This is a genomic window from Viscerimonas tarda (assembly GCF_054601255.1).
Genome location: NZ_BAAHWV010000011.1, coordinates 70,693 through 92,890, shown reverse-complemented (window position 1 = coordinate 92,890; position 22,198 = coordinate 70,693). Strand labels below are relative to the sequence as shown.

At 42.2% G+C, this 22,198-nt stretch carries 21 protein-coding genes; 16 read left to right on the top strand and 5 right to left on the bottom strand.

Annotation, left to right across the window (positions count from 1 at the left end):
- The first annotated feature begins 17 nt into the window (after positions 1–17).
- Positions 18–2,204: a glutamine synthetase III family protein gene (locus tag ACYPWY_RS06755; protein WP_459684676.1), complete on the top strand. Its 2,187-nt coding sequence runs from the start codon at positions 18–20 to the stop codon at positions 2,202–2,204.
- A 405-nt stretch (positions 2,205–2,609) separates the two neighbouring features.
- Here ACYPWY_RS06755 and ACYPWY_RS06750 read toward each other — a convergent pair whose 3' ends face one another.
- The 4 genes from ACYPWY_RS06750 to mtaB all read right to left on the bottom strand — a co-directional run bounded on the left by ACYPWY_RS06750 (position 2,610) and on the right by mtaB (position 6,390).
- Positions 2,610–3,056: a lipocalin-like domain-containing protein gene (locus tag ACYPWY_RS06750; protein ID WP_459684675.1), complete on the bottom strand. Its 447-nt coding sequence runs from the start codon at positions 3,054–3,056 to the stop codon at positions 2,610–2,612.
- Between the two features lie 94 nt (positions 3,057–3,150).
- Positions 3,151–4,173 (bottom strand): glycosyltransferase family 2 protein, encoded by a 1,023-nt coding sequence (locus ACYPWY_RS06745; RefSeq protein WP_459684674.1) that lies wholly within the window; start codon positions 4,171–4,173, stop codon positions 3,151–3,153.
- On the bottom strand, positions 4,170–5,063 hold the full coding sequence (locus tag ACYPWY_RS06740) for a lysophospholipid acyltransferase family protein (protein ID WP_459684673.1): 894 nt from the start codon (positions 5,061–5,063) through the stop codon (positions 4,170–4,172). Before ACYPWY_RS06740 ends, ACYPWY_RS06745 begins: the two co-directional genes overlap by 4 nt.
- The gene (gene mtaB / locus ACYPWY_RS06735) at positions 5,053–6,390 is read right to left on the bottom strand and encodes a tRNA (N(6)-L-threonylcarbamoyladenosine(37)-C(2))-methylthiotransferase MtaB (protein ID WP_459684672.1); all 1,338 of its coding nucleotides are present in this window, start codon (positions 6,388–6,390) and stop codon (positions 5,053–5,055) included. The genes ACYPWY_RS06740 and mtaB overlap by 11 nt, the downstream gene beginning before the upstream one ends.
- A 130-nt stretch (positions 6,391–6,520) precedes the next feature.
- Here mtaB and ACYPWY_RS06730 point away from each other — a divergent pair, with 130 nt between their 5' ends.
- Positions 6,521–8,182 (top strand): AMP-binding protein, encoded by a 1,662-nt coding sequence (locus ACYPWY_RS06730; RefSeq protein WP_459684671.1) that lies wholly within the window; start codon positions 6,521–6,523, stop codon positions 8,180–8,182.
- Positions 8,183–8,305: 123 nt separating this feature from the next.
- Positions 8,306–8,503 carry a hypothetical protein gene (locus ACYPWY_RS06725; protein ID WP_459684670.1) on the top strand — a complete coding sequence of 66 codons (198 nt, stop codon included), beginning with the start codon at positions 8,306–8,308 and terminating at the stop codon, positions 8,501–8,503.
- A 93-nt stretch (positions 8,504–8,596) separates the two neighbouring features.
- Here the strand turns inward: ACYPWY_RS06725 and ACYPWY_RS06720 are convergent, their stop codons facing one another.
- Complete coding sequence (locus tag ACYPWY_RS06720; protein ID WP_459684669.1) at positions 8,597–8,800, bottom strand: hypothetical protein; 204 nt, start codon at positions 8,798–8,800, stop codon at positions 8,597–8,599.
- A 106-nt stretch (positions 8,801–8,906) separates the two neighbouring features.
- On the opposite strand from ACYPWY_RS06720, the gene ACYPWY_RS06715 reads away from it, so the two are divergent.
- From ACYPWY_RS06715 to radA, 13 genes are all read left to right on the top strand, one after another.
- Positions 8,907–9,767 carry an ABC transporter permease gene (locus tag ACYPWY_RS06715; RefSeq protein WP_459684668.1) on the top strand — a complete coding sequence of 287 codons (861 nt, stop codon included), beginning with the start codon at positions 8,907–8,909 and terminating at the stop codon, positions 9,765–9,767.
- 83 nt (positions 9,768–9,850) lie between these two features.
- On the top strand, positions 9,851–11,104 hold the full coding sequence (locus tag ACYPWY_RS06710) for an ABC transporter ATP-binding protein (protein ID WP_459684667.1): 1,254 nt from the start codon (positions 9,851–9,853) through the stop codon (positions 11,102–11,104).
- A gap of 30 nt (positions 11,105–11,134) precedes the next feature.
- Complete coding sequence (locus ACYPWY_RS06705) at positions 11,135–12,076, top strand: O-fucosyltransferase family protein (RefSeq protein ID WP_459684666.1); 942 nt, start codon at positions 11,135–11,137, stop codon at positions 12,074–12,076.
- Positions 12,070–12,927: a glycosyltransferase family protein gene (locus ACYPWY_RS06700; protein WP_459684665.1), complete on the top strand. Its 858-nt coding sequence runs from the start codon at positions 12,070–12,072 to the stop codon at positions 12,925–12,927. Before ACYPWY_RS06705 ends, ACYPWY_RS06700 begins: the two co-directional genes overlap by 7 nt.
- Positions 12,902–14,461, top strand: a complete 1,560-nt coding sequence (locus ACYPWY_RS06695; protein ID WP_459684664.1) for a glycosyltransferase — start codon at positions 12,902–12,904, stop codon at positions 14,459–14,461. Before ACYPWY_RS06700 ends, ACYPWY_RS06695 begins: the two co-directional genes overlap by 26 nt.
- Before the next feature lie 17 nt (positions 14,462–14,478).
- Positions 14,479–15,402 (top strand): glycosyltransferase family 2 protein, encoded by a 924-nt coding sequence (locus tag ACYPWY_RS06690; RefSeq protein WP_459684663.1) that lies wholly within the window; start codon positions 14,479–14,481, stop codon positions 15,400–15,402.
- Positions 15,403–15,404: 2 nt separating this feature from the next.
- Positions 15,405–16,229 carry a DUF5672 family protein gene (locus tag ACYPWY_RS06685; RefSeq protein ID WP_459684662.1) on the top strand — a complete coding sequence of 275 codons (825 nt, stop codon included), beginning with the start codon at positions 15,405–15,407 and terminating at the stop codon, positions 16,227–16,229.
- A gap of 2 nt (positions 16,230–16,231) precedes the next feature.
- Positions 16,232–17,089 carry a glycosyltransferase family 2 protein gene (locus tag ACYPWY_RS06680; RefSeq protein WP_459684661.1) on the top strand — a complete coding sequence of 286 codons (858 nt, stop codon included), beginning with the start codon at positions 16,232–16,234 and terminating at the stop codon, positions 17,087–17,089.
- A 177-nt stretch (positions 17,090–17,266) separates the two neighbouring features.
- Positions 17,267–17,842, top strand: a complete 576-nt coding sequence (locus ACYPWY_RS06675; protein WP_459684660.1) for a Panacea domain-containing protein — start codon at positions 17,267–17,269, stop codon at positions 17,840–17,842.
- Complete coding sequence (locus ACYPWY_RS06670) at positions 17,839–18,363, top strand: hypothetical protein (protein WP_459684659.1); 525 nt, start codon at positions 17,839–17,841, stop codon at positions 18,361–18,363. The genes ACYPWY_RS06675 and ACYPWY_RS06670 overlap by 4 nt, the downstream gene beginning before the upstream one ends.
- Before the next feature lie 120 nt (positions 18,364–18,483).
- Entirely contained in the window at positions 18,484–19,026 is a 543-nt protein-coding gene (locus ACYPWY_RS06665) for a shikimate kinase (protein WP_459684658.1), read from the top strand.
- Positions 19,023–20,705 carry a T9SS type A sorting domain-containing protein gene (locus ACYPWY_RS06660; protein ID WP_459684657.1) on the top strand — a complete coding sequence of 561 codons (1,683 nt, stop codon included), beginning with the start codon at positions 19,023–19,025 and terminating at the stop codon, positions 20,703–20,705. Before ACYPWY_RS06665 ends, ACYPWY_RS06660 begins: the two co-directional genes overlap by 4 nt.
- A gap of 6 nt (positions 20,706–20,711) precedes the next feature.
- On the top strand, positions 20,712–22,076 hold the full coding sequence (radA, locus tag ACYPWY_RS06655) for a DNA repair protein RadA (RefSeq protein WP_459684656.1): 1,365 nt from the start codon (positions 20,712–20,714) through the stop codon (positions 22,074–22,076).
- The last annotated feature ends 122 nt before the right edge of the window (positions 22,077–22,198 follow it).

Genomic DNA, 22,198 nt, shown 5'->3' with positions numbered 1-22,198 from the left:
CTTTAATTTATTGATTTATGTCAACATTAAGATTCCAAGCTGTGGCAGATGCAGCAAACAGAAAGCCCGTAGAGGTAGAGAAGCCGCTACAAAAGACTTCTGAATATTACGGCAATAAGGTTTTTAACCGGAAGGCTATGATTAAGTACCTATCGAAGGAAACTTACAAAGTAATCATGGATGTGATAGAAAAAGGTAAGACCATTGATAGAGGAATTGCTGAACACGTTGCTGCCGGCATGCGCATGTGGGCGCTCGAAAATGGCGCAACTCACTATACTCACTGGTTCCATCCTCTGACAGACGGTACAGCCGAAAAGCATGACTCTTTTGCCGAACACGATGGCCAGGGCGGTATGATTGAAGAGTTTAGCGGAAAATTGCTTGCTCAACAAGAACCGGATGCATCCAGCTTCCCGTCAGGAGGTCTTCGCAATACATTCGAAGCTCGTGGATACTCGGCGTGGGATCCTACTTCACCCGCATTCATCGTAGGCGATACACTTTGTATTCCTACTATCTTTATCTCTTACACAGGCGAAACGCTCGACTACAAAACTCCTTTGTTGAGGTCGATTGCTGCCGTTGATAAAGCTGCCGTTGATGTATGCCATTATTTCAGCGATGATGTAAAAAAAGTATATTCGTATTTGGGCTGGGAACAAGAATACTTTCTGGTGGATGAAGCTTTGTATGCTGCTCGTCCCGATTTAATCCTGACCGGTCGTACATTGATGAGCCACGATAGCGCTAAAAACCAGCAGTTGGAAGACCACTATTTTGGTTCTATTCCGCAACGTGTGCTCAAGTTCATGGAAGAACTGGAGTATGAATCATATACCTTGGGTATTCCGGTGAAAACCCGCCACAACGAGGTTGCTCCCAACCAGTTTGAGTTGGCCCCTATCTACGAAGAATGTAACTTGGCGGTTGACCACAACTTGCTGGTTATGTCGGTAATGGAACGAGTTGCCCGTCGTCATAATTTCAGGATATTGCTGCACGAAAAACCGTTTAAAGGTATCAATGGTTCGGGTAAGCACAACAACTGGTCGCTGGGAACAGATACAGGCGTTCTGTTGACCGCTCCCGGAAAAGAAAAAGTGGCTAACTTGCGTTTTGTTACCTTCATCGTAAACATCCTTGCTGCCGTTTATAAAAACAACGGACTGTTGAAAGCTTCTATTTCGTCGGCAACAAATGCACACCGCCTGGGCGCCAACGAAGCGCCTCCTGCAATCATCTCGGTATTCCTGGGCAGCGAAGTTAGCTCTATCCTGGATAAATTTGAAAGCAGCTCGGTGAAAGACGCCATCGTTGTAGATGAAAAGAAACAAACCAGCCTGGGCGTTGGTCAGATACCGGAAGTACTTCTCGACAACACCGACCGTAACCGTACATCGCCTTTCGCGTTCACCGGCAACCGTTTCGAGTTCAGAGCTGTTGGTTCGTCTGCAAACTGTGCATCGGCCATGACCGCCTTAAACTCGGCTGTTGCAGAACAGTTGAAAACATTCAAAAAAGAAGTGGACGCTATTATCGCATCGGGCAAATCGAAAGAAGAAGCTTTGTACGAAGTATTGAAGAAATACATCAAAGAATCGCGCCCGATTCGCTTCAACGGAAACGGATACAGCGACGAATGGAAAGCAGAAGCTAAAGAACGCGGATTGGATTGCGAAACAAGCGCTCCGGTTATCTACGATAATTACACCTCTGCTCAAAGTATCAAGACTTTCGACGGCATTATGTCCGAAGTAGAACTTCATGCACGTAACGAAGTGAAATGGGAAATCTATACCAAGAAGCTTCAGATAGAATCGCGTGTATTGGGCGATTTGGCGCTTAACCATATCATTCCGGTAGCCATCAGCTATCAATCTGTATTGCTGAGCAATGTAGCCAAGCTTCAGAAAATATATACCGATCCTGCGAAATTCAAGGAATTGGCAGAAGAACAATTGCGCTTGATAGAAAAAGTATCGGATCATGTAAACGCAATCAATGCCAAAGTGCATGAAATGAAAGATGCTCGCAAAAAAGCCAACACTATTGAAAGCGAACGCGAAAAAGCAGTTGAATATCACGATATTGTAGCTCCATATTTTGACGAAATCCGTTATCATATCGACAAGCTGGAACTTATCGTTGACAACGAAATGTGGCCATTAGCTAAATACAGAGAGCTATTGTTCATCAGATAATAGAAAGCTTAAAGCTTTATGCAAAAGCCATTCCATGAGGGGTGGCTTTTGTTTGTTTTTAGGGTGCGCTTGGTATGTCCTGACTTTGACAATGCGTCACCCTAAAAAGGTTTCCAAAAATTTTCATCAAGAAGTGTGGCGATAGACTTGTGTCTTGTGGTTAGCAGCATTGTTTGCTGAAAAGTCGATGCCGGATAAGTTCTTCTATCAATTCCGGAAAGATTAAGTTTAATGGGGCTAGCGCCCAATCCCGCCCGAGCGGGATTTTGTGTGCATGTCATTAAGTTAAAGGATACGTTAATAAAGTGTCCCATGCGGGACAATACAACAAAAGAGACGCAAAACTTTGCGTCTCTTTTGCTTTAAATCCTGAGCAGAGCAGGCAAACACCACCCTACAAATACTTTACTTTTTTTTCTTAAAACTTGTTGTAGTAGAAGATTCGTAATCTTCCTCCTTGTCTGTTGTTACAAGCGTAAGATCGGTAGCTGTAAGCCTGGTTACAATATGAATCTGTTCACGACCATTTTCGTATGTCATGACCAGTTTCCCTTTTTCATAAGACCATACACCAGATCGAACATACACCTCATCATCGTTTTCGTCCAATTTTTCATAGAGAGAATATCTCCCATTTTTATCAATCTTGATTACGAAAACTTCGTCCGAGACTTTATAACTCTCATTCCAAGTATCTTTTTTACCGTCTTCTATTTCGTATCCCTTTTCGTTAACCAGCACCCATTCTCCAATTAAATTTTCTCCAGTTTGTGGAACTTTTTCGTCTTCATCATCACTACAAGAGCTCAAAACAAATGGTAAAACCAACAATAATAAAAATAATTTCTTCATAATTTTGTACATTTTAGTTTAAATAATCTTTTGCAAAGGTAAGAATTATTTCTATAATTTATTGTATCTTTTTCCTGCAAAATTCAGACAATTTCTAAAACTCTAATTTATCATACCTCTTCCGCCGCCTGAGGTAGAAAGCGGCTAGCAGACTGTGTGGATAGATGGTGGCTATTGAGTTTTGCTTTGTTTTTAAAATATTTTCTTTCCGTGCGTCCCTGTAATTCGGAATTATTTTTTTGAACTCCCGATGGGCTGCCAGAATAGCTTTGGCATTCTGAATTTTTCCTGCCAGAACTAGTTGTATAACAGCCAGATAATCGAGAATTAGACGGATTCTAAGGACGAGTTTTAGCTCTTTGTCGGGCAGATTTTTATAGAGCATCAGGAGGTTATTTCTAAAATTCAGGAAGGTTTTCCGGGAATTGCCGGTAGCGAGGGTCGCCCCTCCCAGGTGATACACTACGGAATGTGGCAGGCAGACAATTTTTCTTCCCCGTGCATTGAGTCGCCAGCATAAATCTATTTCTTCCATGTGCGCAAAAAAAGAGGCATCGAACCCTCCGGCATCATAAAAGTCTTTTTGCCGGATGACCATACACGCGCCGGATGCCCAGAAAACAGGAACCGGCAAGTCGTATTGCCCTGTGTCTTTTTCCAGCACGCCAAACAGCCGTCCCCTGCAAAAAGGATAGCCGTATTTATCAATGAATCCACCGGCGGCTCCGGCATATTCAAACTGTTCCTTATTATTGAATGACAGTATTTTGGGTTGCAAGGCGGCTACACCGGCATTGTTATCGAGGTAGTCGATTATTGGCTCTAACCATCCCGGGGTAACTTCAACGTCCGAATTTAGCAGCACAAGGTACTCGGCTTCCACTTCCGAAAGGGCTTTGTTGTAGCCTCCGGCATAGCCGTAGTTTTCGGCCAGAGGAATCGTCCGTATGTGAGGATAAGCGCTCGCGACAAAATCAACCGATCCGTCTGTTGAACAATTATCGGCGATAATTATCTCCGTATCGTTCCGTTCGGAATACTTGACAACAGAAGGCAGGAATTGTTCCAGTAACTTCTGTCCGTTCCAGTTGAGGATGACGACAGCTGCTTTTTTCATCCGGCGAAATCCTGTTTTTTATATTTCCACCGGTTGTGCGACCAAAGCCAGTAGGCCGGGTTCCGCAAAATTGTTTCCTCAAACAAGTGGATATATTTCCCCGTAATAAAAAATTCGGGTTCAGCTTTCGGGTCTTTGCTTATCAGCTTGCATTCGGCAATGTATTTTCCTCTTGCTACTCGTGTAATGTCGAGGTAGGCAACGCCAAAGCCGGTTAGTTTGGCAATGCGCTCTACGCCGGTGAATACCGGCGTTTCCTGATTGAGAAACATAGTCCAGTAATGGATATTGGAGCGCGAGGGCGTTTGGTCGGCGATAAAACCAATGACCATTTGCTTCCCTTCTCTTCGCAGGCGGACAATGTTTCGCAACGTGTCGCCCTTGGATATGCCTACCGAACCGAAGCGGCTTCTCAGTTTCAAGAACAGCCGGTCGAAGATTTTGTTGCTCAGGTGTTTATATATTTGTCCCAAGAGTATGTTTTTGTCAAACATCAAGGTTATGGAGGGTATCCACTCCCAGTTTCCATAGTGTCCCAGATACATCAGGCAGGAATTTCCTGTTTTCAGAATATCCTCGGCTACTTCTATATTTTTGTATATCATCCGTTCCTGCATTTCCTTGTCCGAAATGTGCAAGAGCTTGATGGTTTCGACAAAATAGTCGCAGAAATGGTGGTAAAAATCCTTTTCCAGTTTCAAAAGTTCTTTCGGCGATTTTTCGGGGAAAGAATTTTTCAGGTTCTTTCGGACTATCTTAATCCGGTAGCCTGCAATATAATAGACAAAAAGATAGAGGATGTCGGATAAAACATACAAAAGCCTCAACGGAAGCAAGGCATGTAAAAACAGCCATCCATAAATAAGATAGTATGCAATTTTATTGAACATGCGAACAAGTTGTTTTTTTCAGGTTTGTCAATGCTGTTTTTTCTTCGTTAAAAGCGCCGAGTATCACATCTTCCATCCTGTTGGATTTAAGAGAATCATATTCACATTCTACTTTAACGTAATTTTCGGTGAATCCGTACATTTTGTTGCCATATTTTGTATGCTCAAACAATACCTTACGCCTTGTACCCTGCTGCGATTCGTAAAAACTGCTCAATTTCTTATCCGAAATATCCAGTAATTGCTGGCAGCGAGCATGTTTGGTTTTCGGGGCAACTTCATGCGCTATTTTGAGCGCCTGCGTATCGGGGCGTTCGGAGTAGGTAAAAACATGGAGCTGGCTAATATTGAGGCTTTCGATAAAGCGGCGCGCCTCGTCAAAATATTCGTCGGTTTCGCCCCGTGTTCCGGCAATCACATCAACGCCTATAAAGGCATGGGGCAAGGTCGCTTTTATTTTTTCTACCTTGTGGCGGAACAATGCCGTATCGTATTTCCGCTTCATCAATCGAAGCACCTCATCCGAGCCTGATTGCAAGGGCAAATGAAAATGCGGCGCAAACCTTTTGGAGCGGGCAACGAACTCAATAATTTCGTCCGTCAGCAAATTGGGCTCTATCGACGAAATGCGGTAGCGGGCAATTCCTTCTACCTCGTCCAGGGCTTTTATCAGCGAGAAAAAAGTTTCGCCGGTGGTTTTTCCAAAGTCCCCGATATTAACGCCTGTCAGCACAATTTCTTTTCCGCCTTTGGCTGCCACCTCTCCGGCCTGCTTTACGAGGCTGTCGATGGTTCCGTTACGGCTTCGACCCCGCGCAAAAGGGATGGTGCAGTAGCTGCAAAAATAGTCGCAGCCGTCCTGCACTTTCAGAAAGTAGCGTGTCCGGTCGTCCTCGGAACAAGAGGGGACGAATGTTTTTATATCGTTGGTTTTGGTCGTGAAAATCGCGCCCGCCTTCTTTTTCTCCAGTCCGTTGAGGTAGGAAACTACATCCGGTTTTTGTTCGGCGCCCAACACCACATCCACCCCTTCGATTGACGCGATGTCTTCGGGTTTCAGTTGCGCGTAGCAGCCCGTAACAATAACAAAAGCGCCGGGATGCTCCTTAATCATTTTACGAATGGCTTGCCGGCATTTTTTATCGGCCAAGTCGGTTACCGAGCAGGTATTTATCACGCATATATCGGCAGTTTCCCCTTTCCTTATCTTGCGGATACCTGTTTCGTTCAGTTGTTTACCAATAGCGGATGTTTCGGCATAATTGAGTTTGCAGCCTAGCGTGAGGTATGCAGCCCGTTTATCTCTGAATATAGTATGATCGATCATCGTGTTTTAAAGTACATCGGATAATGATTTGCAAAAATACATAAATTGGCTTATATTTAGGACTAAAAAGTTGGCTAATATCAATAGAGTTTTTATTTTTGCACAAATCTATGAAAAGTGAGCAATAATTATGATCAAAGAAAATCTGATAGAACTATACGAACAAAGTTTCAAAAAAAACTGGGATCTGCCGGCCTTAACCGATTATACCGATGCTAAAACAATCCTGTACAAAGACCTGGCTACCGAAATAGCCCGGATGCACATTCTTTTTCAAAAGGCAGGACTGAAGAAAGGAGATAAAGTAGCATTAATAGGTAAAAACAACATTTATTGGTGTACCGTTTATTTGGCCGTCATCAGTTACGGCGTCATCATTGTACCTATATTACAGGACTTTCATACCGACAATGTACACCACATCGTTATACACTCCGAATCGAAACTGCTGTTTACGAGTGAAAGCATTTGGGAAAATCTGGATGAAAATCAAATGCCCGATGTGAGGGGAATCTTCTCGCTGACCGATTTGAGATGCCTGTATGAACAACCGGGCGAGAGTTTCAAAAAAATCCTGTCCGGCCTCGATAAGGAAATGGAAGCGAAATACGTCAACGGATACACGAAGGAAGACCTGAAGTATGCCAAAGTACCCAATTCGGAGGTTGTTTTGCTGAATTACACGTCGGGGACTACCGGTTTTAGCAAAGGCGTTATGCTGACAGCCAACAATCTGGCCGGAAATGTTACCTACGCCCACAAGCTTGATCTGTTGCATCAGGGCGAGCGAATGGTTTCGTTTCTGCCTTTGGCTCATGCTTATGGTTGCGCTTTCGATTTTCTGTATGCCATGTCGGAGGGGGTGCATACTGTTTTGTTGGGCAAAACCCCCTCGCCCAAAATTCTGTTAGAGGCTTTTGCCAAATACCAGCCGAATCTGGTAGTAACAGTACCCTTGGTGATTGAAAAGATTTACAAGAAAATAATTCTTCCGCAACTGGATAAGCCTGCTTTGAAGCTGGCCTTAAGCATACCTATATTAAATCAGAAGATATATGCCAAAATAAGGCAAAAGCTGGTTGATGCCTTTGGCGGTAAATTTAATGAAGTCATCATAGGCGGAGCAGCCCTGAACGGCGAAGTGGAAGCCTTCCTTTACAAGATTAAATTCCCTTTTATGGTGGGATACGGAATGACCGAGTGCGCCCCGCTGATTTCGTACGACCATCATTACGACTTTGTTCCTACTTCGTGCGGACAAGCGCTGAAAGGAATCATGGAAGTCCGTATCGATTCGGCAGACCCATACGCCATACTTGGCGAAATACAAGTGAGGGGCGAGAATGTGATGCAAGGCTATTATAAAAATCCCGAAGCTACAAAACTGGCGTTCACCGAGGATGGCTGGCTCAGAACAGGCGATTTGGGAACAATAGATCAAAATAACCGGATTTATATCCGGGGAAGAAGTAAAACGATGCTTTTGGGCTCAAACGGGCAAAATATTTTCCCCGAAGAAATAGAAGCCAAAATAAACAACATGCCCTACGTGATGGAAAGTTTGGTTGTTAGCCGAAGCGGAAAATTAGTCGGACTGGTATATCCCGATTATGAGGCAATGGATGCATCGGGGCTGTCGTCAACCGACTTATCGGAGATTATGGAAACGAACCGTCAGAACCTGAATAAAATGGTTTCGGCATACGAAAATGTGTCTGCAATACACGTATATCCCAATGAATTTGAGAAAACCCCGAAGAAAAGTATAAAGAGGTATTTGTACAATACTTGAAAAGTTTTTAAAATAATTGAAAAAAAAAGGCTATGTGCTATATAACATATAAAAAAAGTATATATCTTTGTGCAATCTTATTAGAGAGATAAAAACATTTACCGTTTAAAAATTAAAAAAGAAATGAAAAAGTTAGTTTTATTTGCTGCTGTTGTTGTTGCTATTTCATTTGCTTCATGTGCTAACAAAAGTGCAGAAGCTGAAGCTCCAGTAGAAACAGAAGCTGTTGTTGAAGAAACTCCAGCTGTAGAAGAAGTTGTTGCTGCTGACTCAACTGTTGAAGTTGTTGAAGAAGTTGTTGTTGAAACTCCAGCACAGTAATAGCTCAAAGAAAAAATTGAACCTGTATGTGAAAACATACAGGTTTTATTGTTTTTATACCCCTGCTATTGCCAGGGCAAACCTTGAAAAATTTTACTGCTTATGCCTTTCGGTAAAGTTGCTGATATGAGCAGGAGATTCCTCCCTTTGGTCGGAATGACCGTCTCCTTTTTGTGAGAGAGGATGAGGAAGCGGCGGCTTCGCCGCCGCTTCCTCATCCCTTAAACCACTAACAGGCGAGTCATTCCGACCAAAGGGAGGAATCTCATCCGTAATAGTGGTTCTAAACTTTTTCATGCGTTTATCCTGCAGCTATCACCAAAATATTGGCTAATCAGACGATTTTTATTATCTTTGTGTGTCTTATAATATATTTGTAAAAAGAACGTATCCACGGATATATATGGAATTGGAAAAAAAGTATTGGGATATTGAGATAAAACCAAGAGCAAGCAAATTTTCGCTAAACCTGAAAGAAATCTGGCAATACAAGGACTTACTGATGATGTATGTCCGCCGCGATATTGTTGTTACCTATAAGCAAACCGTGTTAGGCCCGTTGTGGTTTATTATACAACCGGTTTTAACCACCATCATGTTTATGTTCGTATTTGGAGGAATAGCCGGCATATCTACTGACGGATTGCCCCAACCCCTGTTTTACATGGCAGGAGTACTCTGCTGGACTTACTTCTCCGATTGTTTGAATAAAACATCCACCACATTTACAGCCAATGCAGGCGTATTCAGTAAAGTTTATTTTCCGCGGCTGGTTGTTCCGTTGTCAATTACCATTTCCAACCTGTTCAAATATTTCATCCAATTTGGGCTGTTTCTTATTTTGTACATCTATTATGTAGTGGCGGGCTCCAATGTGATGATTAACAGCTATGCCCTGCTGTTTCCGGTATTGCTGTTTATGCTTGCCGGTCTGGGATTGGGATTTGGCATCATTGTTTCGTCCATGACCACCAAATACCGCGACTTGGCGTTTTTGTTCACTTTTGCCGTGCAACTCTGGATGTACATAACGCCGGTAATCTATCCGCTGTCGGTGATGGAAGGAAAGTATGAGGAATGGATGTGGGTCATACAACTTAATCCGCTGACATCCATTATAGAAGCATTCAAGTATGGCTTTCTGGGAACAGGAACATTTACCTGGCTGTCGCTGGGTTATAGTTTCTTGTCAACCATTTTTATACTCCTGTTCGGAGCATGGGTATTTAATAAAGTAGAACGCAGTTTTGTGGATGTGGTGTAAAAATTGAGCCCCCTAATCCCCCGTAGGGGGACTTAAAGTGTCCCCCTACGGGGGATTAGGGGGCTTTCTTAATTAAAAATAGTATGTCGGAAATAGCCATCAAATTTGAAAATATATCGAAACAGTACCGGCTGGGAACAATCAGTACGGGAACCTTGAGCCACGACCTCAACCGTTGGTGGTATCGTGTGCGAGGGCTGGACGACCCTTACCTGAAAATAGGGGAAGTGAACGACCGCAGCTCGAAAGCTACAAGCGATTATGTTTGGGCGTTGCGCGATATAACGTTCGATGTGAAACAGGGCGAGGTGCTGGGAATAATCGGTAAAAACGGAGCCGGAAAATCGACTTTGTTGAAGATTCTGTCGAGGGTAACCTCTCCAACAACGGGCGCCATCAAAGCCAAGGGGCGCATCGCTTCACTCCTCGAAGTGGGAACAGGTTTTCATCCCGAAATGACAGGCCGTGAAAATATTTTTATGAACGGCGCCATAATGGGCATGACCAAGCAGGAAATTAAATCGAAACTGGATGAAATAGTCGATTTCGCCGGCATCGAAAAATACATTGATACGCCCGTAAAACGCTACTCGTCGGGGATGACCGTACGCCTGGGCTTTGCCATTGCCGCCCACCTCGAACCCGAGATACTGGTGGTGGATGAAGTGCTGGCCGTAGGCGATGCCGAATTTCAGAAAAAAGCCATCGGCAAAATGCAGGACGTATCGAAAGGCGAAGGCAGGACGGTGCTGTTTGTTAGCCATAATATGACAAGCATGAAATCGCTGTGTAACAACGGTATAATCCTGAAAAACGGGAGCCTCGATTACATGGGAACGATGGACGAATGCATAGACAGATACATTGTAGAAGAAGACCGGGATGAAGGGAATATTATGAATTTGGTTAAATATAATAGTCCCGACATTAAACTCGAATCTATTACCATTAACGGTTCTTCAAGCGATACTGTAAATTTATTGCATGACGAAAATGTGTTGGATTTTACCATCAAAGGTTGCTTGAGAACCGGTATGAAACTGGCGCTGGAAGTCCGGTTCCTTGATAAGATGGAGCGTCCTGTCTTTTTCTATAGCCCTTCGCACTATACCGGAGAAGTAACCGACTACAAAGAAGGTGATTTTGAAATGAAAAACAGAATAACCTTACCGGAAGGAATGAATAAAACCACCCTGCTTATGCAGATTTGCATAAGCCACCCCGGTTTCATCGGTTACGTTGATGCACTACCCCTTGTTTTGAATATAGAAGGAACAATAATAGGAAATGGTAGTGTTGTAGATGCAAATAATACAGGTATATTATTTTTGCATTAATGATGTCGTTAAATAAAATTTGTTTTGATAATGAAAGATTTACAAGAAAAATATACCCAACTGAATAATTCCTTTAAAAGGAAACTTGTATTTCATTTGGGAAGTGAGGCAGGATTCTTTTCCGAATACAACAACATGATTTTGGCTATGTTGTATTGTTTGGAGCATAAAATACAGTTTATACTGTATTCGGATGATGCAAATTTTGGCTATGAAAAAGGCTGGACGGATTATTTTTTACCATTTTGTAAAGAGGTACACGGCAGTTTCCACAAAAAATATAATATACGGAATCATGGGGGGAATCCTATTCTTTCAAGCAGGAAAGAGAGATTGAAAATCAGTTGTTATAAACTATTTTCAGGAATTGATTATTTCACGCAAGACTTGTGGTTGAATTTCAGAGATAGAAAACAAGAAGATTCGTATTATACGATTCCCGAATTGGGAATAAACGGCAATTTACAACATGCATGCAGCATGCTGATAAATCTAACATGGCGATACAACCCCAAGGTGGAAGAGGATATTAATAAACTAAAAAACACGGTGCAATTGCCGACTGAATACATTGGTCTCCACATTCGTCAGGGAGATAAAATTATAGAAGCGGAACCGGTAGACTACAGCGTATATATGAATAAAGCTAAAACTTTATCCGATAACAGGGACACATATATATCAACCGATGACTACACTGTGATAGAAAACATTAAAAAACAATATCCCGGCTGGAATGTCTATACCCACAGCAATACGAGCGAAAGAGGTTATATTCATGCTGAATTTCAAAGGAAAAGCAAGAGTGAAATAAAAAATGCTTATCTGGAGTTATTTGTTTCCATGGATATGTTGTATGCTTCCACTTTTTTTATTGGCACATACAATTCTAACGTGGGTATGTATATGGGAATGCGAAAAGATGCCGGTAAATGCTTTGGGGTTGATATGGAAAATTGGAGAATATGGTAACAGAGAATAAGATGGACACAAAAATAGAAAAACTTCCTATTAGCGCCATAATTACAGGATGTAATGAAGCCCATTTATTAGAGGATTGCCTTCAATCTATTTCGTTTTGTGATACCATAAAATATGTGGATTTGGAATCTGTTGACAATTCCGTGGATATTGCCCGAAAGTTTGCCAACATTGATATTATTCGCCACGAGAGAGTAGCGATAGCTGAGATAATACAGATGGAATATTATAAAACCGAAAAACATGACTGGTTATTATCAATTGACCCGGACGAACGCGTAGATAATGGTTTATATAGAGATACTGTCGAATTGTTCGAAAAAGGGATTCCAGAGAATGTGGGATGCGTGATGGCTCCATGTATTTTTTATTTTAAGAAGCATCCACTGAAAGGAACTCCATGGGGAGGGATGAATGAACGAATATATTTATACAACAAACATAGATACGAAATTATCGGAGCGGTTCATTCGGGACGTAGATTGATAGAACCATACATAAATTATCATATTCCGTACAACGGCAATAACGCAGATCATCATTACTGGATGATTAGCTATAAACAGTTGTTCGAAAAGCATCGCAGGTATCTCAAATACGAACCACAGGCCAGATATAAAAATGGGTTTACTACAACTTTAGCTAAAGTAATTAAAACACCGTTCAAAGCCTTTAAATACAGTTTTTACCACAAACAAGGATATAAAGACGGCTTCACCGGCCTGTTTCTTTCCTTGTTTTGGAGCTGGTATCAAACCAGTGCAGAATGGGGTTTATATAAATATCAGAAAAAAAACAGGAATACCGAACTGAACAATGAAACTCTCGATAATAACAGTTAATTACAACAATGCCGCCGGTCTCGAAAAGACTATACGGAGCATTGTTTCTCAAGATTACGATGATTTTGAGTACTTGGTTATTGATGGAGCTTCGACAGACGGAAGCGTTGACATTCTGGAGAATGGAGAATTATCTACTATCCCTTTTCGTTGGATTAGTGAACCAGACACTGGGATTTACAATGCTATGAATAAAGGCATACGGGCAGCAAAAGGCGATTACCTGCTGTTTATCAATAGTGGCGATACGCTATACAACGAGCATGTATTATCCGATGCGTTTAAATTGGCGAAAGGTGATACCAACCTCATCTACGGCGATTTACACCGGTCGTTTCCTGATGGGCATACCGATGTGGTTGAGATGCCCGATACGGTAACATTGTTCCGTATGATTTATTCCACATTAACCCATCCTACCACATTTATAAAAAAGGAATTGTTTGATAAGTATGGTTTGTATCGCGAAGATTTGAAAATTGTATCGGATTGGGCTTTTTTCCTGAAATTAATGCTTCTGGGAAATGTAACACAACAACATATCCCGTTGATTGTAGCCACATTCGAGATGGATGGAATTAGTTCGCAAAACGAACAGGCTGTGAGAACCGAACGGAAAAAAGCGCTGGATGATATGCTATCGCTCGATTTGCAACGGATATTATACAACTTCGACCGCTACGAACGGTTCTACAATAAACCGGCATTCGCAGCATCACGCAGAATAAGAAGCTTTATCCAAAATTTCTTCTCCCTTCGGAGCTGGAAAGAATATGTGTATAAAAAACGGTTTCGTCCTGCGATTTGGTGTTTTAATAAAACGGTCAGAGAGCAAAAGCGGAATCCGATGTCGATACCGGTTATCATCATCAACTACAACCGCTTATCCGACCTGAAGAAGATGCTTGCCTTTTTCGGCAAACGAGGGCACACACGGGTGGTAATAGTCGATAACAACTCAACATACCCGCCCCTTCTGAACTATTACGAAGAGATAAAAGACCAAGTTAGCATCGAACGGCTGAACGAAAACAAAGGACATCTGGCTTTTTGGAAAGACAAAGATGTGTACAACCGTTATTCAAAGGGGTATTATATACTTACCGACCCCGATATAATTCCGAACGAAAACTTGCCAACGGATTACATGGAGCAGCTGGTTGCCATACTGGATAAAAACAAACACAAAACAAAAGTGGGTTTTGCGCTAAATCTGGATGATATTCCCGATACTTTTTCCCAAAAACAAAAAGTGATTGACTGGGAAAAACAATTCTGGAAAAAATCCTTAGGCGGCAATCTGTATGACGCCATACTTGATACCACTTTTGCCATTTATCCTCCACGTTACCTGTATAACTCGGGAAATTTTCTGAATGCCATAAGAGTGGCCGGCAATTTTACGGCACAGCATGGCGGGTGGTATGTGGATGGTAAAAATCTGACGGACGAAGAATTGTTTTATTATAAAACATCCAACACCTCCAATTCGTGGAAATTAAACGCTGAGGGAGAACTTATCAGCAATCAGTAACAGAAAAGGAAAATAATATGGTTTCGGTTATTATCCCCAATTACAATCATGCCTTGTACCTGAAGCAACGGATAGACTCGGTATTGAATCAAACCTGCCAGGATATGGAGTTGATTCTGCTGGATGATAAATCGACTGATAATAGCAAGGAAATAATAGAGCAATACCGCGAACATGCAAAGGTGTCGCATATTATCTACAACGAAACCAATTCGGGTTCTACATTCAAGCAATGGAAAAAAGGCATACAACTGGCCAGGGGAGAATATATCTGGATAGCCGAAAGCGATGATTATGCCGATAAGACATTCATAGAAACGGCAATGGCTGTCCTCGAAAAAGACAGTTCTATTGGTTTGGTTCAGGCGCAATCGTACAATTTCGACGAAAACGGACAGGTACAAGGCCTTTGGATAAATCGCAGGAAAAGCAAACTGTGGAATAAGGATTTTAAAGAAACCGGATTGCAAATGATTAAGGAGCACATGCTTATCAACAATCCGATTGTGAATGCCAGTGCGGTTGTCTTCCGAAAACCGGCGCTCTCGGAAGAGATGATTGATACAAGTTTTACGCTTAACGGCGATTGGTTGCTGTATGTGAAAATATTGCTTCATTCCGATTTCTACAATATAGGGAAACCGCTGAATTATTTCCGGCAACACAACAACAAAGGCAGCTCGAGAAATGTAAAGAATTACAATAACATAACCGAAACAGCCCGCATCATCAATTTCATTTTCAGCCGGATACATCTTAGTAAGGATGAAAAAAATATGGTGCGCTATGTTTTTGTATCAAAATGGGCCGATCAAGCCAACAATAGCCTGTTTTCAGTTTTAAGAAACCGGTTTTTAACCATATCGGCGGAAGCATTTAAAAACGACCGGCTATTTTTATTCCGGTTGATAAAAAAGATAAGTACAAAAAGTATTCAATAAATATGGTTATAGTTATTCCCGTATATAAAACCCAACCCGACCGATTCGAGAGAACCTCTTTTATCCAGTGCCTGAAAGTGCTGGGGAAGTATTCCTTTAGCCTTGTTACTTACGAGGGCTTGGATGTTTCTTGTTACACCAACCTGTTTCAGCAGTTTGGCTGCCAATACAAGCTGGTTGTTTTCGACAAGGAGTATTTCAAAGGTTGGGCTTCGTACAACAAGCTGCTGTTGTCGAGGGATTTTTACGGGGCGTTTAACCAATACCGGTATATGTTGATATACCAGTTGGATGCATACGTCTTCGAGGATGAGCTGGCCGATTGGTGCGACAAAGGATACGACTATGTTGGCGCCCCCTGGTTCGAGGACTTTGGCAACAGCCACACGGTTTCGGACCTGAAAGCCGTTGGTAACGGCGGTTTTTCGTTGCGGAATATACCTTCGTTTTTAGCCGCTTTCGATTATGCTAAGTTGCACGACAAGCGCATTTCGCCGTTCAATTACTGGAACAGGCACCTGATGAAGCGATATTATGGCCGTTCGCCCCGCTTTATCCTTAGCCGGTTTTTCGGGAAGAGCAATACCCTGAGGTATTTCCTTTCCTCAACCATAAACGAAGATACTTTCTGGTCGCAAATTGTGCCCGAGGCGATAAAGACATTCAAGGTGGCGCCCATCGAAGAAGCTGTTCGGTTTTCGTTTGAGACCGACCCCGCCTACCTGTACGACTTGAACAACCGGAAATTGCCCTTCGGATGTCATGCATGGCAGAAGAACCAGTTCGATTTGTTTTGGAGCGATTATATAAAACCGGAAAACGACTGAGTATGAAGTTAACTGTTATAACCATCAATTGGAACAATAAACAGGGATTGGAGAAAACAATGAAGAGTGTTTTTGCCCAGTCGTACACCGATTTCGAGTACCTGATAATTGACGGAGCTTCGACTGACGGAAGCGTTGACTTAATTAGGAATGGAGAATGGAGAAACAACGTTCGCCCTCAGGCAATGGAGAATGGAGAATTTCCATTTCACTGGGTTAGTGAACCTGATATGGGGATTTATAACGCTATGAATAAGGGTATCAGGCAGGCAAAAGGCGAATATTGCTACTTCCTTAATTCGGGCGATTATTTGGTATCGGACGATGTTCTTGAGAAGATATTCGCCGATAACTGCACCGATAGTTTTATCTGTGGCAATTTTATCTGCGACCACAAAGGGAGGCTTGAAGCAAAAACCAATTACAGAAACAGGGACTGGAGTTTTTCGCTCTACGACCTGTTTGCAGGCTTTCTGGCGCATCAGGCATTCTTTATCCGCAAAGAGATGTTTGATAAGTACGGATTGTACGACGAACGCCTGCGCATCGTATCCGACTGGAAGCTGTTTTATATAGCCATCGGCATTCACCGCGAAAAGGTGGCATACAAGGATGTCAGCATATCGGTCTATGACATGGATGGCCTGAGCAGCCGGATTGGAGGCAAGGTAATCTATGCCGAAAAGCTACAAGTGATAAGAGAAGAACTACCCGAACAACTGGCCAAAAAACTGGAACGGCTCTACTATCTGGAAAGCAATGGCTTTGTGGTCGATTTTGTTCATTCTAAGAGATGGATACATTTTTTGTTTAAGGTTTTTTTGAAGTGGTGCAAGATGTTTGGGGTGTGGAAAGGGTGAAAGTAGCTACATTTATATAATTACTTATCCCTAAGACCTTTAAGCTCGGATTGAATATTGCGGTTTAATAAATATTTTGTCTTTTATTTGCTATAAGAGATATAAAAGTTATATCTTTGCGATGTATAATTCATGTGATTCATAGTTATATACAAATATTACCGTATAAATTTTCAAATGAAAAGTATTGCTGACATATCCAAAATTAAAGCGACAGTATTATATATTCTAAATTCCTTTCCTGAAGGAGTGGATTATATAAAGTTTTTTAAAATTATGTATTTTGCACAGCAAGATCATTTAGTTAAATATGGTAAACCTATATTTAACGAAGCATTTCATGCACTGAAACATGGACCTGTACCGTCATTCACATACAAAATTTTTCAAGTTTTGGATGGGCGTAAAAATCCCATTGATGATTTGAGTGATTTTAGTAAATCGTTTAAAATCGAAAACGGGAATAAGAATCCTGCGGTTTATTTGGTTGAACAACCCAATTTAGATGAATTATCTAAATCAGATATTAAATCGTTGGATTTAGCAATTGCCAAGTGCAAAGATATTTCCTCTTATGATTTATCCGAAAAATCACACGATAAGGCTTGGGAAGAAGCATATTCAAGGTCTCAAGATGACCCTGAAAAAGATAGAATTTCTTTAATTGAAATAGCTAAAGCTGGTAATGCTTCAACAGAAATTATTGACTATATAAGAGAAAAAGAACAACTGAAAAGGGCTTTATCGTTGTGAAAGAGAGTTTGGCAGAGCAATTAGGCAAGCGGCTTAATATTCCTATAGTGCAACAAAAGAAAACAAGGAGGAAGCCCAAAGAAACTCCCATTACCGATAATTCATTCAAAGTTGGCAATATTCTGAAAATGTCATTTGACAAGTCTGATGGTATTGTATTGAAGGATGGGTATGAGCAACGGAATAAGTATTTTGTTGTTTTAGGAGAAATTCCAAATGACTGTATTGTTGGCGCATTTTTCATAAACAGCATTATCAATGTGAACGCAATAAACACAAAAGAATTATTAAATTGCCAGTTCCCATTGAAAGAGAAAGACTATCCTAACATATTGGAATATGATAGCTTTTTAGATTGTAGCGATTTACTTGAAATAAGTAAAATAAAAATAAAAAATATAGGAGCTGAAATAGGGAAATTAACAGAATCGGACAAGAATTTAGTCATTGATCATGTCGAAAAATCGGAAGTCCTTACCCCTAAACAAAAAAGAAGATTTGGATTTGAAGATAAATCTTAGAAAGGGAATCACTATTCGATTCTCTTTTTATTTTTGTATTTTTCATGCGATTGCCTTGCCCTAATTTCTTGCAATTTTGCAATATAATAATTTGTTTATATCTTTGATTAAACTATTTCGATGGAAAAATTATTCATTATCGGATACATGGGCGCCGGAAAAACCACCTTGGGTAGGGCGCTGGCCAAAATAGAAAGGCTCGAATTTATTGATTTGGATTTGTTTATCGAATCGAAATATCAGAAGTCGATAGCTAGGCTTTTTGAGGAGTATGGCGAAACCGGTTTTCGCGAAATTGAGAGCGCTGCCTTGAAGGATGTTGCTGATTTTGAAAATATTATCGTTTCAACAGGTGGTGGAACTCCTTGTTTCTTCGACAATATGGCGTTGATGAATGCGAAAGGGACAACGATTTATCTGAAAGTTTCGCCCGAAAGATTAGCTAAACGGTTAAATAAGCATAAAGACAAGCGCCCTTTGATTAAAAACAAAAGTGAAATCGAACTATTAGACTTTGTATCTGTTACATTAAGCAAGCGCGAATTGTTTTACAATCGGGCTTCTGTGATATTTGAAACAGAAGAATTTGAGTCTAAAGAAGAAATTCCTCAATGTATTGAAAAACTGAGGAAAATATTGAACATAAACAAAAAAGAACTATGAAACAGCTATTTCTATTATTAATCGGGCTGGCGTGTACTGCAACAACGATTGCACAAATAGGTGAAGGGGGAACGCCACCCAGTTTCAAGTATAAAAAATTCCTGCAGTCAGGGATTCTTGATCATAAAACGCTTAGGGTTTCGGTTAAATTAGATAGGGAGACATTGGAAAAGGAAGACCGGCTGGCGAGAGAAATTGCCGCACCTTTGCGCATCGCAGTTTCGGTACCCGTGTTAGTGGACATAAGCAAAACCGGCGAATGGTCGGTACTGGCAGGTGGCGAAAAAATCTGGCAGCAGTCGATACAACTTCCCGAGGCACAGGGACTGATTGTCAGCTACAAAGACTTTTATATCCCCAAGGGAGCAAAGCTTTTTATCTACAACGAAGATAAGAGCGAAGTACTGGGCGCCTATACCGAAACAACCAACCCGAACAACGGCGGTGAGTTTTCGACCCAAATGCTATCGGGCGATAAAATTACGCTGGAATATGTTGCCTCCGAAGTATCCGGCGAACAGCCCCGCATTTTGATTAATGATGTAGGCTATGTGTATAACCTGAAGGACATCCGCAGCACATTGGCCGATGAACTGGCCTGCATGGTTGACATCAATTGCGCCGAAGGAGACAACTGGCAGAAACAAAAAAGAGGCGTTGTGCATATCCGAATGAAATATTCGGATGGCTGGTATGTGTGTTCCGGTTCGCTGATAAACAACACGGCAAAAGATAAAACGCCATATATTCTGACAGCGGGTCATTGCTTTTATGATAATGGCGTAAATGCAAATTTTGAAACTGCCCAATTCTATTTCAACTACGAAAACAGTACTTGTAAACCCACTACATCCGATGCTCTCAAGACTCAAACCTTAACCGGCTGCGATATGAAAGTGAATCTTCCGATAGCAGGAAAATCGGATGGCTTGTTGTTGCAACTGAAATCGGCTATCCCAACAAATTACAATGTGTATTACAATGGCTGGGATGCGAACAATGTTGTGCCGGCAAATGGCGTTGTTATACACCACCCGGACGGAACACCAAAGAAAATATCAACCTATACCCAATCGCCTGTAACCACAAGATGGGAAAATACAAATCCGGCCAATTCGTTTTGGGAAGTTAAATACGCTCAAACAACCAATGGTAAGGGCGTAACTGCCGGAGGCTCTTCGGGCTCTCCCCTGTTTAATCAGAACGGATTGATAATCGGCACATTGACAGGTGGGTCAAGCTATTGCGTCAATACATACGAGGGTGGCGAATACCTCGGAGGCCCCAACGAACCGGATTGGTATGGCCGGTTGTGGTACCATTTCGACCAGTCGTCAACAGCCGACCAAAAAATGAAAACATACCTCGATCCAACTAATTCGGGCGTAAAAACCTTGCCGGGATACGACCCAACAGGCGGAAGTGGCATTTATAGCGAAAAAGAAACGGTAGAAATCGTTGTCTTCCCCAATCCGGTGGAAAACGAACTGAATATAAACGTCAGTGGCATAATAGAATACATCCGAGTATTTGACATGCTCGGCCAACAAGTTTACGAATCGGCAGGGCTTCAATCTTCTACAGCCGCTATTCCGGTTCAGGCCTGGGCAAAAGGCGTGTATCTGGTTGTTGTGAAAACCGAACGAGGACTATTTACTGACAAGATAGTAAAAAAATAACAGGACATGGCGAAAACCAAAACTGTATATGTTTGTAGCAATTGTGGCAACGATTCGCTCAAGTGGCTGGGAAAATGCCCCGTTTGCGGCGAATGGAATACCTACAAGGAAGAAATAATAGCGAAAGACGGGCCAGGCAAAGGTCCGTCTTCGGTTTTTGAAACATCCAAAGCAAAACCTTTGAAGTTGCAGGATGTGGAAACCAGCGAAGAAGCCCGCATTGATATTCGCGATGCCGAACTGAACCGCGTATTGGGAGGTGGCTTGGTGCGGGGTTCGCTCGTGCTTTTGGGTGGAGAACCCGGTATTGGCAAATCGACCCTGATTCTGCAAACCGTGTTGAATCTGGATGAAATAAAAACCCTGTACATTTCGGGTGAAGAAAGCGCCCGTCAGCTAAAATTACGCGCCGACAGAATAAGCGCCGATAGCCGGAATTGCTACATCGTTTGCGAAACCAATCTGGAACAGATATTTGTACACATACAAAACGTGCAGCCCGACTTTGTGGTTATTGATTCCATCCAAACTATTTATAGCGATACGGTTGAGTCCTCGCCCGGCAGCGTTTCGCAGGTGCGCGAATGCTCTGCCGCCATCCTCAAATTTGCCAAAGAAACCGGTACGCCCGTCATTCTGATAGGGCATATCAACAAGGAAGGCAGTATTGCAGGGCCTAAAGTGCTGGAACATATAGTCGATACGGTTTTGCAGTTTGAAGGCGACCAGCATTACATGTACCGCATACTGAGGAGCATAAAAAATCGCTTCGGCAGCACAGCAGAACTCGGCATTTACGAAATGCGGCAAAATGGCCTGCGTCAGGTGAGCAACCCGTCCGAATTGCTTCTGACACAGAATCATGAAGGTTTGAGCGGCGTATCTATTGCGGCGGCCATCGAGGGGGTGCGACCGTTTTTGATTGAAACACAAGCCTTGGTCAGCACGGCAGCCTACGGCACGCCACAACGTTCGGCGACAGGCTTCGACATCCGGCGAATGAACATGCTGCTGGCTGTTCTCGAAAAACGGGCGGGCTTTAAACTCATACAAAAAGATGTGTTCCTCAACATAGCCGGTGGCCTGAAGGTAAACGATCCGGCGATTGATTTGGCTGTTATCAGCGCCGTGCTATCTTCCAGCCTCGATATATCGGTGGAACGTCAGGTGTGCATGGCGGGCGAAGTCGGCTTATCGGGCGAAATTCGGCCTGTCAACCGCATCGAACAACGGATTCTGGAAGCCGAAAAACTGGGCTTCCATAAAATATTGATACCGCATAACAACCTGAAAGGCTTTGCCTCGAAGGTAAATATAGAGATTATCGCCGTCCGCAAAGTGGAAGAAGCATTTCGGCAATTGTTTGGGTAAATAATTGATAATTAGCAAATTAAGGCTGAAAGCCTTTTATAACCCAGCCCAACGCGCTGCGTTGAGGAAAATTTCGCGCCCTGAAAGGGGCAACATATCAAGGCAAACGTATGAAAAATTTT

What these genes read in the sequence shown, in the direction of transcription:
- ACYPWY_RS06660 (WP_459684657.1), top strand. Translation starts at nt 19,023, where the DNA reads ATGAAACAGCTATTTCTATTATTAATCGGGCTGGCGTGTACTGCAACA.
- ACYPWY_RS06745 (WP_459684674.1), bottom strand. Translation starts at nt 4,173, where the DNA reads ATGAAAAAAGCAGCTGTCGTCATCCTCAACTGGAACGGACAGAAGTTA.
- ACYPWY_RS06690 (WP_459684663.1), top strand. Translation starts at nt 14,479, where the DNA reads ATGGTTTCGGTTATTATCCCCAATTACAATCATGCCTTGTACCTGAAG.
- ACYPWY_RS06750 (WP_459684675.1), bottom strand. Translation starts at nt 3,056, where the DNA reads ATGAAGAAATTATTTTTATTATTGTTGGTTTTACCATTTGTTTTGAGC.
- radA (WP_459684656.1), top strand. Translation starts at nt 20,712, where the DNA reads ATGGCGAAAACCAAAACTGTATATGTTTGTAGCAATTGTGGCAACGAT.
- ACYPWY_RS06695 (WP_459684664.1), top strand. Translation starts at nt 12,902, where the DNA reads ATGAAACTCTCGATAATAACAGTTAATTACAACAATGCCGCCGGTCTC.
- ACYPWY_RS06680 (WP_459684661.1), top strand. Translation starts at nt 16,232, where the DNA reads ATGAAGTTAACTGTTATAACCATCAATTGGAACAATAAACAGGGATTG.
- ACYPWY_RS06720 (WP_459684669.1), bottom strand. Translation starts at nt 8,800, where the DNA reads ATGAAAAAGTTTAGAACCACTATTACGGATGAGATTCCTCCCTTTGGT.
- ACYPWY_RS06705 (WP_459684666.1), top strand. Translation starts at nt 11,135, where the DNA reads ATGAAAGATTTACAAGAAAAATATACCCAACTGAATAATTCCTTTAAA.
- ACYPWY_RS06710 (WP_459684667.1), top strand. Translation starts at nt 9,851, where the DNA reads ATGTCGGAAATAGCCATCAAATTTGAAAATATATCGAAACAGTACCGG.
- ACYPWY_RS06700 (WP_459684665.1), top strand. Translation starts at nt 12,070, where the DNA reads ATGGTAACAGAGAATAAGATGGACACAAAAATAGAAAAACTTCCTATT.
- ACYPWY_RS06675 (WP_459684660.1), top strand. Translation starts at nt 17,267, where the DNA reads ATGAAAAGTATTGCTGACATATCCAAAATTAAAGCGACAGTATTATAT.
- ACYPWY_RS06755 (WP_459684676.1), top strand. Translation starts at nt 18, where the DNA reads ATGTCAACATTAAGATTCCAAGCTGTGGCAGATGCAGCAAACAGAAAG.
- mtaB (WP_459684672.1), bottom strand. Translation starts at nt 6,390, where the DNA reads ATGATCGATCATACTATATTCAGAGATAAACGGGCTGCATACCTCACG.
- ACYPWY_RS06715 (WP_459684668.1), top strand. Translation starts at nt 8,907, where the DNA reads ATGGAATTGGAAAAAAAGTATTGGGATATTGAGATAAAACCAAGAGCA.
- ACYPWY_RS06730 (WP_459684671.1), top strand. Translation starts at nt 6,521, where the DNA reads ATGATCAAAGAAAATCTGATAGAACTATACGAACAAAGTTTCAAAAAA.
- ACYPWY_RS06740 (WP_459684673.1), bottom strand. Translation starts at nt 5,063, where the DNA reads ATGTTCAATAAAATTGCATACTATCTTATTTATGGATGGCTGTTTTTA.
- ACYPWY_RS06665 (WP_459684658.1), top strand. Translation starts at nt 18,484, where the DNA reads ATGGAAAAATTATTCATTATCGGATACATGGGCGCCGGAAAAACCACC.
- ACYPWY_RS06685 (WP_459684662.1), top strand. Translation starts at nt 15,405, where the DNA reads ATGGTTATAGTTATTCCCGTATATAAAACCCAACCCGACCGATTCGAG.
- ACYPWY_RS06725 (WP_459684670.1), top strand. Translation starts at nt 8,306, where the DNA reads ATGAAAAAGTTAGTTTTATTTGCTGCTGTTGTTGTTGCTATTTCATTT.